We start from the raw sequence: 13,408 nt of genomic DNA, 5'->3' as shown, positions 1-13,408 counted from the left end.
GGTCGGGGGGAAGAGTACGTTGCCGCGGTGGCCAGGAGCGACGCCGTGGAGCTGGAGGTGGCGGGTCGCTCCGTGCGCGTCACCAGCCCCGACAAGGTGTTCTTCCCCGAGCGGGGCGACACCAAGCTGGACCTGGTCCACTACTACCTCTCGGTCGAGGCCGAGGCGATGCGGGCGATGGGTGGCCGGCCGGTGCTGATGCAGCGGTTCCCCGACGGCGTCGGCGGCGGCAACTTCTTCCAGAAGCGGGTACCGAAGTCGCGGCCGGAGTGGCTGGCGACGACGGTGGTGTCGACCCCCAACGGCACCCGCTCCGAGGCCCTGGTCATCGAGGACCTGGCCCACGTCGTGTGGGCCGTGAACCTCGGCTGCCTCGGCTTCCACGTCTGGCCGTCGCTGGCCGCCGACGCCGACCACGTCGACGAGCTGCGCCTCGACCTCGACCCGTCGCCCGGGATCCGGTTCGAGCAGATCCGCGAGGCGGCGTTCGTCCTGAGGGAGCTGCTCGAGGAGGTCGGGCTCGTCGGGTACCCGAAGACGACGGGCAACCGGGGCCTGCACGTCTACGTCGGCCTGGAGCCGCGGTGGGACGCGATCCAGGTGCGGGCCGCATCGGTGGCCGTGGCCCGGGAGCTGGCCCGGCGCCGGGAGGACCTGATCACCGACGCGTGGTGGAAGGAGGAGCGCGGCACCCGCGTCTTCATCGACTTCAACCAGAACGCGCCCCACAAGACGGTGTTCGGCGCGTGGTCGGCCCGGGCCCGGACCGGCGCCCAGGTGTCGACGCCGCTGACGTGGGACGAGGTCGCGGACGTCCACCCCGACGAGCTGACGATCGCCACCGTGCCCGGTCGCGTCGCCGAGCGGGGCGACCCGTGGCGGGCGATGCGGGAGCGACCGCAGTCGCTCGACCCGCTGCTCGAGATGGTGGCGCGCGACCAGGACGCGGGCCTGCTCGACGCGCCGTGGCCGCCCGTCTACCCGAAGATGCCGGGCGAACCGCCCCGCGTCGCGCCGAGCCGGGCGCGCCGGCCCGGGCCCGACGACGACGGCTGAGCCGACCGCCGGTTCAGGCGTCGACCGGGTGCTCGGCGCCGGTGCTGCGGAGGTCGACCGGCTCGGGCGTGACCGACCAGTCGGGGCGCAGGGGGAAGCGCGCCTCCTCGGGGTCCCGGAGCCCGAGCACCTGGTTCACACCGATCCGGCCCTCCTCGAAGCCCAGCGCGGAACCCGCCATGTAGAGGCGCCAGATGCGGGCCCGGTTGATGCCGACGTCGGCGACGGCGCGGTCCCAGTTGGCCTCGAGGTTGGCCACCCACGCCCGCAGCGTGAGCGCGTAGTGCTCGCGGAGGTCCTCCATGTGGCGGGCCTCGAAGCCGGCGGCCTGCATGGCGGTGATGACGGAGCCGACCTCGTGCAGCTCGCCGTCGGGGAACACGTAGCGGTGCACGAAGCTGCGCTTGGCGATCGCCGGCGCGTGCCCCGGCGGGCGGCTGATCGCGTGGTTGAGGAACCGGCCCCGCGGCGCCATCAGCTCGTGGACGTGGTCGAAGTACTCGCCCAGCCGGGCCAGTCCGACGTGCTCGAACATGCCGACCGAGCTCACCGCGTCGAACGGTCCGTCGTGCACGTCGCGGTAGTCCTGCACCCGGATCTCGACCCGGTCGGCCAGCCCGTCGGCCTCGACGCGCTCGCGCGCCCACGCCGCCTGCTCGGTCGAGATCGTCACGCCGACGGCCTCGACGCCGTGGTGGCGCGCCGCGTGGCGCACGAGCGAGCCCCAGCCGCAGCCGATGTCCAGCAGCCGCAGACCGGGTCGGAGCGCGAGCTTCTGGCAGATCAGCTCGTTCTTCGCCCACTGCGACGCCTCGAGCCCGGCCGGCGGATCGGCGCGCCGGGACTCGTCCCACACCGCGCACGAGTAGACCATCGCCGGCCCGAGCACGAGCTCGTAGAAGTCGTTCGACACGTCGTAGTGGTGGTGGATCGCGGCGGCGTCACGGGACCGGGTGTGGACCCGGCCCAGGCGCCCGATCCGGGCCTCCTCGGGCGGGGGCGGCAGGGGGACGAGGTCCGAGGGTCGGAGCAGCCGGGCCGCGTCGAGCCACTGGCGAGGCGTCAGGCGGGGCCTCGGGATCCTGGTGCGGAGCGACAGCACCGCGTAGATGTCGCCCTCGACCTCGATGTCGCCGACGACGTAGGCGCGGGCGAAGCCGAGCTCGCCGGGTGCGCCGACGATCCGGCGGAGGGCGTCCTTGGAGCGGACGTGGACCGTGGCCGGCGCGTCCGTCGGGCCGAGGCCGGAGCCGTCGTAGAACTCCATGCGGATCGGCAGCTCGTCGCCCACGAGGTCGGTGACGAACCGGGCGATGCCCCGGTCACCCGGGCGAGTCGCGACGGTGGGTGCGGCCATGCGCGTACCTCCACTACGTCGTCCCCGAACGGGTCCCGCCGGGGACACCACTGATCGGTCACGCACATGATGCCGCATCCCCCGTGCGGGTGACCGGCCGGCTCACCCCCGAGGTCGCCAGGCCCCGCTCATGGACGAGCCCTCGCCGTCGGTCGGCTCACTCGCGGGGAGACCGTGGTAGGGCCGCCCCGCGTCCTCCCACTCCTGGGCCATGTCGAAGAACTCGTCGCCGAACGGGTTCATGCCCCGCAGCGGCATGGCGGCGCGACGGACCGTCCAGTCGTGCGGGGCCAGCTCGACCGCGGCGGCGAAGTTGCGCTCCGCACCGTCGGCGTCGCCCCGCCGCCGGAACTCGGCGCCGATGCGGAAGCGGAGCCGGGCCTGCAGCTCGTCCTCGCTGAGGTCGCCGACCGCGTCCTCGGCGTCGACCTCGACGTCGACCGACCCGGAGCGCACCCACTCGCGGATCGCGTCCTTGTGCGGCTCGGAGTCGACCCCGGTGAAGTCGCGAAACGTGTCGGTCCCGAAGGCGACGCCGTTGGGACGGGCGATGCGGTCCTGCTCGTCGATCCAGACGACGGTCGGGACGTTGGAGATCGCGTACAGCTCGCTGAGCACGTGCTCCCGATCGACGAGGACGGGGATGTCGAGCCCCTCGGCGAACGGGCGGACGGCCTCGGGGTCCTCGTCGAGGGCGACGGCCACGACGTCGAGCCCGTCGTCCGCGAGCTCGTCGCGGAGCGCCTGCCAGCCCGGCAGGTCGTATGCGCAACCGCACCAGGTGGAGAACGCCACGACCACCGCCTTGTCGTCGTGGAGGTCGGAGATGGACCGCAGGTTGCCGTCCAGGTCGGGCAGCTGCACCGGCGGCGCCTGGCGGCCGGCGAGCGCCTGGCGCCGCAGGTCCGAGGGTGCGCCGATCGCGAGCGTGGCGGACGCCTCGTCGAGGAGAGCCGGCCTCCCGAGCGCGGCGGCGACGGCGAGCAGGTCGACGGTGCCGGCCTCGGGTGCGCCCAGCGCGGTGCGGTCGCGGACCGGCACGCACACGTCGCCGCGGCACAGGCCCTCGGGCTTCAGCGTCCAGCCGATGGCGGCCGGCAGGTCGGCCACGGCCACGAGCGCGCGGCCGGCGGCGAGGTCGGCCTCGACCGAGGTGGTCGCGGCGCCGGCGGTGGGGTCTCCGAGGACGGTGAGCGTGGTCATGCGCGCACCCTACGGCGCACCGGCGGCGGATGCGGCCGATCCGTGCTGGGCCATGATGGCGGGCGACGCGGGCGCAGCGTGCGCCCGCACCGACGGGGGGCGACGGGGTGGCGAACCACGGCGACTGGCAGCTGCAGATCTACCTGGGCGGGTTGAGCGGGGTGGTGCCCGAGCTCCCGATGTCGTACGCCGAGCTCGAGCGTCGGGCCCACGAGGCCATGTCGGAGCAGATCTGGTCCTACGTGACGGGCGGCGCGGGCTCCGAGCACACGCAGCGGGCGAACGTGGCGGCGTTCGAGCGCTGGGGGCTGATGCCGAGGGTCCTGCGGGGCGCATCCCAGCGCGACCTGTCCGTCGAGCTGTTCGGCACCCGGTACGAGACGCCGCTGATGCTGGCGCCGGTCGGCGTGATCGGCCTGTGCGAACCGGAGCACCAGACCGCCGAGGCGGGCCTCGGCGGCCACGGCGACCTGGTGACGGCCCGGGCCTCGGCGGCCACCGGCGTGCCGATGGTGGCGTCGACGCTCATGCAGGACCCGCTCGAGGACGTGGCCGCCGCCCTCGGCGACACGCCGGGCTGGTTCCAGCTCTACCCGCCCAACGACCCCGAGGTCTGCGAGAGCCTGGTGCGGCGGGCCGACGCCGCGGGCTGGTCGGCGATCGTCGTCACGCTCGACACGCTGACGCTCGGATGGCGGCCGCGGGACCTGTCGATCGCGAGCTTCCCGCAGCTGCAGGGCCTCTGCCTGGCCAACTACTTCAGCGACCCCGTGTTCCGGTCACGGCTGGAGCGGCCGCCCGAGGAGGACGTCGAGGCCGCCACCGGCCTGTGGGCCCTGACGTTCGGCAACCCCGGGATGAGCTGGGACGACCTCGACCGCATCCGCTCCACGACCGACCTGCCCCTGCTGCTGAAGGGCGTGTGCGACCCCGAGGACGTGCGCCGGGCGCGCGACCACGGGGTCGACGGGATCTGGTGCTCGAACCACGGCGGCCGCCAGGCCGACGGCGGGCTCCCGGCGCTCGAGTGCCTCCCCGACGTGGTCGACGCCGCCGGCGACGCGCCGGTCGTGTTCGACTCCGGCATCCGCTCCGGCGCGGACGTGGTGAAGGCGATCGCGCTCGGGGCGACCGCCGTCGGCATCGGTCGGCCCTACGCGTACGGCATGGCCGTCGGCGGCCAGGCCGGCGTCGAGCACGTGCTGCGGTGCCTGCTGGCCGAGACCGACCTGATCATGGCGGTCGACGGCTACGGCTCGCTGGCCGAGCTCACGCGGGAGGCGCTCCGCCGCGTCGGCTGAGCGCCCCTTCGGGACCTAGATGGGCAGGTCGCCGGTGGCGGTGGCCGTCGAGCCCGTGTCCTTGTAGGCCGCGATCGTCCGCTGGGCGATGCGCATCTGGTGCACCTCGTCGGCGCCGTCCGCGAACCGGGCCCACCGGGCGTGCTGGTACATGTGGGCGAGCGGCGTGTCGGTCGAGTAGCCCAGCGCGCCGTGGACCTGGATCGACCGGTCGATCACCCGGTTCAGCATGTTCGCCACGAAGTGCTTCGCCATCGACACCTCGGACTTGAAGTCGAGGCCGTTGTCGATCCGGTAGGCGGCGTGCAGGACCATGAGCTTGGCCTGGTACAGCTCCATCGTGGAGTCGGCGATCATCCACTGGATGCCCTGCTTCTCCGCGAGCAGCGAGCCGTGGGCGAACCGGTTCAGCGAGCGGTCGACCATCATGTCGAGCGCCGTCTCGGCCTGCGCGATCCACCGCATGCAGTGAGCGAGCCGGGCCGGGCCGAGCCGGTACTGACCGAGCAGGTGGCCCTGGCCCCGGCCGCCGAGCATCTGCGACTCGTGCACCCGCAGGTCCTCGATCACGATCTCGGAGTGGCCGGTCGAGCCGTGCATGGTCTCGATCTGGCGGACCTCGTTCCAGCCCGGCGACGGGATGTCGACGATGAACGCCGTGTTGGCCGCCTGCGGCAGGTCGGGGTCCTCCTCGGTGCGGGCGATGAGGATGGCGAAGCTGGCCCGGTGGGCGTTCGAGATGAACCACTTGTGGCCGTTGATCACCCACTCCTCGCCGTCCTGGTAGGCGTTGGTGCGGATGAGCGTGGGGTCGGAGCCGGCCACCTCGGGCTCGGTCATCGCGAAGCACGACCAGGTCCGCCCCTCGCAGAGCGGCTTGAGGTACTTCTCCTTCTGCTCGTCGGTCGCCCAGTGCAGCAGCGTGTGCATGTTGCCCTCGTCGGGCGCCTGGCAGTTGAAGACCCACGGGCCGTAGTAGCTGCGGGCGGCCTCGGCCTGGACCATGGCCAGCTCGACGTGGCCGAGCCCCATGCCGCCCCACTCCTTCGGCATGTGCGGGAGCCAGATGCCGGCGTCGTGGGCCTGCTTGCGCATCCCGATCAGCGCCTCGAGGTACGCGTCGCGGTCGGACTCCTCGAGCTTGTCGTCGCGGATCCGCTCCTCGGTCGGCTTGATGACCTCGTCGACGAAGGTCCGCACCCGGGCGCGGATCTCCTCGAGCTCCGGTGAGAGGCTGAAGTCGATGCTCACGTGGCGTCCCCCTGGATCGCGTCGTTCCCCCCGATGTGGAGGCGGTTCTACCAGACCGGTCGGCAGGGCCGTCCCCGGCGGGGGCCGGCGGTCGCCCGCAGCGGACGCCCGGCGAGCTCCCGGGTGGCTGACGGCCACCGCACGGGTGGTCTCCCTACGATGCCCGGATGACCACCAAGGCCAAGTCCATCTCCGCGGTCGTCGTGATCGCCGTGCTCGCCCTCGTCGGCGGCGGTCTCTACTGGTTCCTCCGCGACGACAGCCCCGACGAGGTGGACCTCGACGCCGCGGCGAAGGGCGTGACCACCACGACCGTCGCCGACGGCGCCACGACGACCGCGGGAGCGGCCGCCGACACCGGCATCGACGGGGCCTGGACCGTCGACACGACGTCGGGCGAGTGGACCTACGAGTCGGCGACCGGCACGTTCGTCGGCTTCCGCATCAAGGAGGAGCTGGCGTCGATCGGCTCCACCGAGGCCGTGGGCCGGACCGACGCGGTGACCGGCACGATGACGATCGCCCGCGACCAGGTGACCGACGCCGAGCTCACGATCGACCTCACGAAGATCACGACCAACGAGTCGCGACGCGACAACCGGGTGCAGTCGGCGCTGCAGACCGACCAGTTCCCGCAGGCCACCTTCACGCTCACGGCGCCGATCGACCTCGGTCCCGACGCTGCGAACGGCGCCGAGGTGACCGCGACGGCCAAGGGCGAACTCACGATCCACGGGGTGACCGAGCCGGTCGAGTTCCCGCTGCAGGCGAAGCTCGTCGACGGCACGGTCGTCGTCGTCGGCTCCCTCGACGTGACGTTCTCCGACTACGGCGTCCAGGTGCCATCGGCCCCGATCGTCCTCTCGGTCGAGGACCACGGCGTCCTCGAGCTGCAGCTCCTCTTCACGAAGGGCTGACCCGCACCGACCCTCGCGCTCGCCCCGCCCGAGCTCTGTCACGCCCGAACGTGCCGATCGGCACCGCTGGGCGTGACAGAGCGAGGGGACGATCGACGGTGGCGGTCAGGGGGCGAGGCGCGGGGCCTTCGACGCGTCGACGAGGCCCTGGTCGATCAGCCACCGCACGCTGTCGGCGAGCGTCTCGGCCACCGGCCGGACGCTCACGCCGAGCTCGTCGAGCGTGGCCCGGTCGTCGGAGCGCGGCGCCGAGGTCATCTGCACCGCGGCCTCGTGGGTGAGCGGGTAGTCGAACTCGCGGACGACCTTGAGCAGGTCGAGCGCACGGCCGGTCGAGCGGATCAGCGCCGACGGCATGGGGACCCGCCGCAGCGGGCGGCCGATCACGTCGCCGAGGAGGTCGGTCCACTCCGCCCAGCTGAGGAACTGGCCGCCGGCGATGTAGTGGCGGGGCCCCCGGCCGGGCTCCATCGCCGCGACGAGCAGCTGCGCCAGGTCGCGGGCGTCGATCGTGCCGACGCCGCCGTTGGTGACCGGCATCAGCTGGTTGATCGCGCCGATGATCCCCTGCATCCCCGAGGCGATGTCGGGGCAGTCCGGGCCGAACACGCCACCGACGTAGAAGCTCGTCACCGGCGCACCGGACGCCTGCTGGGCCTGCACGTACTGCTCGGCCACGAGCTTGGAGCGGCCGTACGGACCCGGCGGCGACCCGAGCGGGGTGTCCGCGGTGAGCACCGGCGCCGTCTCGTCGAGCACGACGACCGTCGACGTGTAGACGATCGGGTCGCAGCCGGCGTCGACGGCCAGCCCGACGACGTTGCGGGTGCCCTCGACGTTCACGTCGCGCGATCCCGCTCTGGCCTTCGACACGCCGACGGCGCCGGCGGCGTGCAGCACGCCGTCGCAGCCCTCGAGCGCCCGCTCCACCGACTCGGCGACCAGGACGTCGCCGACGGCGACATCGACCTGCGAGCGGGCACCGGCCGGCAGCGCGGCGTCGAGCCGGACGGGGTCGCGCACCAGGCACCGGACCTCGTGGCCGGCCTCGAGCAGCGCGACCGCCGCGTGCGATCCGACGAACCCCGTCGCTCCGGTCACCAGCACGCGCACGCCGGGGAGCGTAGCGACCGCTCCCCCAGGCATCGTGCCGCCGGTGGACCGCACCGGCCCGACCGCCGTCCGACCGACGCGCGGGATCCCACCGGTGCTAGATCAGGGCGATGACAGCAACAGAGTCCGCCCCTGCAGCGCACGGCGACGGCGACCACGTCGTCGTCACCACCACGCACGGTGCCCTGCGCGGCGAGTGGCGCGGTGGCGTCGCCCGCTTCGCCGGCATCCCCTTCGCCGCGCCGCCGGTCGGCGACCTGCGCTTCCGGCCGCCGGCGCCCGCGTCGCCCTGGGAGGGCGAGCGCGACGCCACCGCCTTCGGCGCGGTGTCCCCGCAGAACCCGTCGATGATGGACGCGCTGTTCGGCGGCGAGGCCGAGCCGTGGGACGAGGACTGCCTCCACCTCAACGTGTGGACGCCGGACCCGGCGCCGGCCGACGGCGCGGCACGGCCGGTCATGGTGTGGATCCACGGCGGCGGGTTCGAGATGGGCTCGGGCTCCTCCCCCATCTACGACGGCACCCGCTTCGCCGAGGACGGCGTCGTGTTCGTCAGCCTCAACTACCGCCTCGGTTCGCTCGGCTTCCTCGACCTGTCCTCGGTCGACCCCGCCGAGTCCGGCTCGGGCAACGTGGGCCTCCTCGACCAGGTGGCGGCGCTCGAGTGGGTGCGCGACAACATCGCCTCGTTCGGCGGCGACCCCCGCGACGTGACGATCTTCGGCGAATCGGCGGGCTCGATGAGCGTCTCGCTGCTGCTCACCGTCGAACGGGCGGCGGGCCTGTTCCACCGGGCCATCGCCCAGTCGGGCGGGCTCATGGCCAAGCAGCCCGAGCACGCCACGGCCGACACCGCCGAGTTCCTCGCCGCGGCGGGCGTCGAGACCGTCGCCGAGCTGCGCGCCCTGCCGGTCGAGGAGCTGCTCAAGGCCCACGCGGCGCTGAGCGCGGCCCGCCTCGCCGACCCGCAGGCGGTGATCGAGCGGACCGGCAGCCCCGTCGCCTTCCTCGCCTTCACCCCGGTGGCCGACGGCGTGGTCGTGCCGTCCGACCCGCTCGGCGCGGTCGCGGCCGGGTCGGCCGCCGGCGTCGACCTGATCGTGGGGACGAACCTCGAGGAGTGGAAGCTCTTCGCGATGCTCACGCCCGCCATCGACGGCGACGACGGCCTGCGCAGCCGGCTCGCGCTGGTCACCGAGGACGTCGACGGCGCGATCGCCGCCTACGCCGAGGACCACCCCGGCGCAACCACGGCCGACCTGGACTGCGCGCTGCTGACCGACGTCGTGTTCCGCATCCCGGCGTCCGAGCTGGCCGACGCCCAGGCTGCGCATGCGACGGTCCGCCAGTACCGCTTCGACTGGCGGAGCACGGCCTGGGGCGGGATGCTCGGCGCCGCCCACGCGATCGAGATCCCGTTCGTGTTCGACATGGTGTCGGACCACCGCATCCACGTCCTGATCGGCCCCGACGCCCCGGCCGGTCTCGCCGCGGCCGTGCACGACGCCTGGGTGTCGTTCGCCGTCGACGGCGCCCCGACGATCGCCGGCCTCGGCGAGTGGCCCGCCCTCCCGGCGCCGCGTGCGGGCGACGGGAGGCCCGTGGTCGTCTTCGACGCCGAGACCGGGGTGCAGGACGACCCGCAGGGGGCGACGCGCCGGTTCTGGACCGGCTGATCCACCGGGAGCCGGGGCCGGACGATCCCGTCCGGGCACGGCCGCAGTGCCCCGGCGTCACTCCTCGGCGATCGCAGTCAGCACGTCCAGCCGGCCGGCGCGCCGCGCCGGCAGCGCCGAGGCGACGATCCCCAGCACCGACCCGACGACGAGGAGCACCGCCAGGCGGGCCCACGGCATCGTCAGCTCTGCGTTCTCGGTCGGCAGTGCCTCGACGAGCGCCGCGCCGAAGCCGACGCCGACCAGCAGCCCGAGGATGCCGCCGAACGTGCCGATCAGCACGCCCTCCAGACGGACCATCCGCCGCATCCGGCGTCGCGACATCCCGACGGCGCGCAGCAACCCGAGCTCGCGGGTCCGCTCCACGACCGACAGCGCCAGCGTGTTGGCGATCCCGAGCGCGGCGACCAGCACCGCGAACATCAGCAGCACGTTCACGATGCTGATGATGATGTCCACCGAGCCGGTGCGGCCGTCGACGAAGTCCGGCGTGATCTCCGCCGACGAGTTCGGGATCCCGGCCACCACCCGCGCGAGCTCGGACGCGACCGACGACGGCGACGCGTCGGGCCCGGTGCGGACGAAGACGAGCCGGGCCGCCGGCTCCACGCCGAGCAACCCCTCGATCGCCGCGGACGGGGCGAACGTGTCGTCGTAGAGCTCGCGCCGCTGGTACACGCCGACGACGCGGAGCACCTTCGTCTCGTCGCCGCCGCGCAGGGTCAGCTCCTGGCCCAGCGCGACGCCCTTGTCGTTCGCCCACCGCCGGTTCACCGCGATCTCGTCGTCGCCCGTCGGCAGGCGCCCGTCGACCATCTCGGGGTCGACGACCGACACCATCTGGTCGACGTCGCCGGTCGTGATCGTGAGCCGACCGGGACCGCCGACGGTGTCGGAGCGGGCGATCGACATCGGCACGGCCTCGGCCACCCCGTCGGCGGCGGCGATCTGGTCGATGCTCGCGGCGTCGAACGGCGCGACCGATCCGGAGTCGACCACGACGTCCGCGGTCACCGAGCGGGTGAGGCCGCCGCGGATCGCGGTCCGCACCGACTCGCCGACCACCAGCGTCGTGGCGACCAGCGCGAGCCCGATCATCAGCGCCGAGGCGGTCGAGGCCGTCCGCCGCGGGTTGCGGACCGAGTTGCGCGCCGCGATCCGCCCGGCGACGCCCATCCGCCGCACCGGCGCCCCGATGACCGAGACGATCGGCCCGGCCAGGAAGCGCGCCACGCCGGCGACGCCGAGGAACACCAGCAGCGCACCGAGCGCGACGCCCTGGACCCGCGGCTCCACCGGCTCCGCCGGCTGGGACAGCGCCCGGGCCCCGACCACGGCGCCGGCGACGAGCAGGATCGAGCCGACGATCGGGCGGCCGAGCGTGCGCCGCGTGGGGGTGGCGTCGATCGACGAGATCGCCGCCACCGGCGGCACCGAGGTGGCGCGCCGCGCCGGCCCGATGACCGACACGAGCGTGACCCCGACGCCGACCGCGGCGCCGAGCACCGCGGTGCGGGGCTGGAACACCACCTCGTCGAGCGGGAGCGCGACGCCGAGCGCCACGATCAGGCGCTGGAGGCCGATGCCGAGCAGCACGCCGACGCCGATCCCGGCCGCCGAGGCGGCGACGCCCACGACCAGGCCCTCGCCCACGACCGACAGCGCGACCTGGCGGCGCCCGGCCCCGACGGCCCGCAGCAGCGCGAGCTCCCTGGTGCGCTGGGCCACGACGATCGTGAACGTGTTCCAGATGAGGAACGCGCTCACGAAGAGCGTGACGCCGGCGAAGCCGAGCAGCAGGCCGACGAAGTTCGTGAGCTCCTCCTCGATGTCGGCCTGCGCCGCGTCGAGGAGCGCCTCCGAGCTGAACACCGACACCTCGGCGCCGCCGACGCGCCGGAGCTCCGACTGGACCGCGGCGGCGTCGGCGCCGGGCTGCATCCGGACGTTCACCACGCTGTACCAACCCGGCACCCCGACCAGGTCGGCGGCGCGCGTCGGCGAGAACGCCAGGATCGACGCCGCGGTGATCAACCCCGTGCCGCGCTGCTCGGCGATGCCCGAGATCCGGGCGTCGATGATCCCCCGACGGGTCGCGACCCGGACCCGGTCCCCGAGCGAGAGGCCGCGCTCGGAGGCCGTCTCGGCGTCGAGCACCACGTCCTCGTCGGACGTCGGCGGCGCGCCGGAGCGGAGCCGGACGCCGAACAGGTCGGGTTCGTCCGGCCAGTTGCTGATCAGCGTGAAGTCGAAGGCGCCCGAGCTCCCCTCCTTGTCGAGGAGCTGGCCGGGACCCGACACGATCCCGTCCGCGGCGGCGACGCCCGGCACCGCGGCGAGCTGGGGCAGGGTCGTCTCGGGGACGCCGGCGCGGGACCCGCCGAACACGCCGCCCGGGCCGCCGTTCGAACCGGTGGCGGCCCGGACGACGAAGTCCGATCGGCCGGCCGTCTCCTTGAGGAGGTTGCGGATCGAGTCCGCCAGGCTGTCGGTCAGGACGAACGCGGCCACCACGAACGCCACACCGACCAGCACGGCCGTGGCCGTGAGCACGAACCGGCGCCAGTGCGCCCGGGCGGAGCGCAGGGCGAGCCGGAGCATTCGGGCGAGTCTGGCACCGCCCCGCTCGGGGGCGGCATCGGGTCACCCCGGCCCCGCCGAGCGCCGCCCGCTCCCGGCATCCGCACCCGGGACGGGATCGCTCAGGTCGGTCGGCGGTGCCAGCCCCCGGCGGCGTGGAGGCCGCCGTCGACGTGGATCCCCGTGCCGGTCACGAACCGCGACAGGTCGCCGAGCAGGAAGGCGATCACCGAGGCGCACTCCTCGGGCGGCGCGAACCGCCCGATCGGCGGGACCGGGGGCGGCAGGAACGGTGAGGTCTCGCGGACCGAGGCCGCCAGCGCCTCGTCGCCCCACGTCGGGATCCCGTCGGGCGACACGCTGTTCACGCGGATGCCCCGGTCGCCGAGCTCGAGCGCCAGCGTCTTGGTCAGGTTCTCGACGCCCGCCTTCATGGCGGCGTACACCGCGAAGCCGGGCGCGGCCTGGAACGCCTCGCTCGAGGTGACGTTGACGACGGAGCCGCCCTCGCCCATCAGCTCGAGGATGGCGCGGGTGACCGCGACCACGCTCGTGAAGTTCTCGTCGACGAGCGACCGGTCGCCCTTCGACGACGAGTCGGCGAACGCGGCCCGGTAGGTGCCGCCCGCGTTGTTGACGACGCCGTGCACGGCGCCGAACCGCTCGCCGACCTCGGCGGCGAAGGCCTGGACCGCATCCACGTCGCGGACGTCGAGCACGGCGGCGTGGACGTCCTCGGGTCCGCCGACGAGGTCGTCGCAGGTGAGCCGGTCGACCAGCGTGGCGAGGCCGTCGGCGTCACGGTCGCACACCGCGAGACGGGCGCCGAACCGGGCGGCGGTCAGCGCCGTCGCCCGCCCGATGCCGTTGGCGGCGCCGGTGACGACGACCACGCGCCCGTCGAGCCGGGCGTCGTCGGGGGTGGGTAGCGGGGCGGGCGGGGCGTTCACCCCG

At 73.9% G+C, this 13,408-nt stretch carries 10 protein-coding genes; 4 read left to right on the top strand and 6 right to left on the bottom strand.

The genetic code is table 11. The annotated features are described in order from the left end of the window. The first annotated feature begins 27 nt into the window (after window positions 1-27). On the top strand, window positions 28-1,056 hold the full coding sequence (ligD, locus tag LH044_RS18635) for a non-homologous end-joining DNA ligase (RefSeq protein WP_227757096.1): 1,029 nt from the start codon (window positions 28-30) through the stop codon (window positions 1,054-1,056). Window positions 1,057-1,069: 13 nt separating this feature from the next. Here ligD and LH044_RS18630 read toward each other — a convergent pair whose 3' ends face one another. Both LH044_RS18630 and LH044_RS18625 read right to left on the bottom strand, forming a co-directional pair. Then, the gene (locus tag LH044_RS18630; RefSeq protein WP_227757095.1) at window positions 1,070-2,413 is read right to left on the bottom strand and encodes an SAM-dependent methyltransferase; all 1,344 of its coding nucleotides are present in this window, start codon (window positions 2,411-2,413) and stop codon (window positions 1,070-1,072) included. A gap of 102 nt (window positions 2,414-2,515) precedes the next feature. Further along, the gene (locus LH044_RS18625; RefSeq protein ID WP_227757094.1) at window positions 2,516-3,616 is read right to left on the bottom strand and encodes a TlpA family protein disulfide reductase; all 1,101 of its coding nucleotides are present in this window, start codon (window positions 3,614-3,616) and stop codon (window positions 2,516-2,518) included. A gap of 107 nt (window positions 3,617-3,723) precedes the next feature. On the opposite strand from LH044_RS18625, the gene LH044_RS18620 reads away from it, so the two are divergent. After that, on the top strand, window positions 3,724-4,917 hold the full coding sequence (locus tag LH044_RS18620; RefSeq protein ID WP_227757093.1) for an alpha-hydroxy-acid oxidizing protein: 1,194 nt from the start codon (window positions 3,724-3,726) through the stop codon (window positions 4,915-4,917). Window positions 4,918-4,932: 15 nt separating this feature from the next. Here LH044_RS18620 and LH044_RS18615 read toward each other — a convergent pair whose 3' ends face one another. Next, on the bottom strand, window positions 4,933-6,168 hold the full coding sequence (locus LH044_RS18615) for an acyl-CoA dehydrogenase family protein (RefSeq protein ID WP_227757092.1): 1,236 nt from the start codon (window positions 6,166-6,168) through the stop codon (window positions 4,933-4,935). A gap of 167 nt (window positions 6,169-6,335) precedes the next feature. On the opposite strand from LH044_RS18615, the gene LH044_RS18610 reads away from it, so the two are divergent. Next, window positions 6,336-7,085, top strand: coding sequence for a YceI family protein (locus LH044_RS18610; RefSeq protein WP_227757091.1), 750 nt, complete (start codon window positions 6,336-6,338; stop codon window positions 7,083-7,085). Window positions 7,086-7,190: 105 nt separating this feature from the next. Here LH044_RS18610 and LH044_RS18605 read toward each other — a convergent pair whose 3' ends face one another. Next, complete coding sequence (locus LH044_RS18605) at window positions 7,191-8,198, bottom strand: NAD-dependent epimerase/dehydratase family protein (RefSeq protein ID WP_227757090.1); 1,008 nt, start codon at window positions 8,196-8,198, stop codon at window positions 7,191-7,193. 110 nt (window positions 8,199-8,308) lie between these two features. On the opposite strand from LH044_RS18605, the gene LH044_RS18600 reads away from it, so the two are divergent. After that, window positions 8,309-9,874, top strand: coding sequence for a carboxylesterase/lipase family protein (locus LH044_RS18600; protein WP_227757089.1), 1,566 nt, complete (start codon window positions 8,309-8,311; stop codon window positions 9,872-9,874). Between the two features lie 57 nt (window positions 9,875-9,931). On the opposite strand, the gene LH044_RS18595 is transcribed toward LH044_RS18600, so the two are convergent. Together LH044_RS18595 and LH044_RS18590 are read right to left on the bottom strand one after the other, a co-directional pair. Further along, the gene (locus LH044_RS18595) at window positions 9,932-12,475 is read right to left on the bottom strand and encodes an ABC transporter permease (RefSeq protein ID WP_227757088.1); all 2,544 of its coding nucleotides are present in this window, start codon (window positions 12,473-12,475) and stop codon (window positions 9,932-9,934) included. Window positions 12,476-12,576: 101 nt separating this feature from the next. After that, window positions 12,577-13,404 carry an SDR family NAD(P)-dependent oxidoreductase gene (locus LH044_RS18590; RefSeq protein ID WP_227757087.1) on the bottom strand — a complete coding sequence of 276 codons (828 nt, stop codon included), beginning with the start codon at window positions 13,402-13,404 and terminating at the stop codon, window positions 12,577-12,579. Window positions 13,405-13,408: the final 4 nt, after the last annotated feature.

The organism is Dermatobacter hominis, assembly GCF_020715685.1.
GTDB classification, from domain to species: domain Bacteria; phylum Actinomycetota; class Acidimicrobiia; order Acidimicrobiales; family Microtrichaceae; genus Dermatobacter; species Dermatobacter hominis.
The sequence above is the reverse complement of the archived record's forward strand: the minus strand, read 5'-3'. Positions and strand labels throughout refer to the sequence as shown.

Bases quoted from the DNA above. Each gene is read 5' to 3' on its own strand.
- LH044_RS18610 (WP_227757091.1), top strand. From the start codon at position 6,336: ATGACCACCAAGGCCAAGTCCATCTCCGCGGTCGTCGTGATCGCCGTG.
- LH044_RS18625 (WP_227757094.1), bottom strand. From the start codon at position 3,616: ATGACCACGCTCACCGTCCTCGGAGACCCCACCGCCGGCGCCGCGACC.
- LH044_RS18630 (WP_227757095.1), bottom strand. From the start codon at position 2,413: ATGGCCGCACCCACCGTCGCGACTCGCCCGGGTGACCGGGGCATCGCC.
- LH044_RS18600 (WP_227757089.1), top strand. From the start codon at position 8,309: ATGACAGCAACAGAGTCCGCCCCTGCAGCGCACGGCGACGGCGACCAC.
- LH044_RS18595 (WP_227757088.1), bottom strand. From the start codon at position 12,475: ATGCTCCGGCTCGCCCTGCGCTCCGCCCGGGCGCACTGGCGCCGGTTC.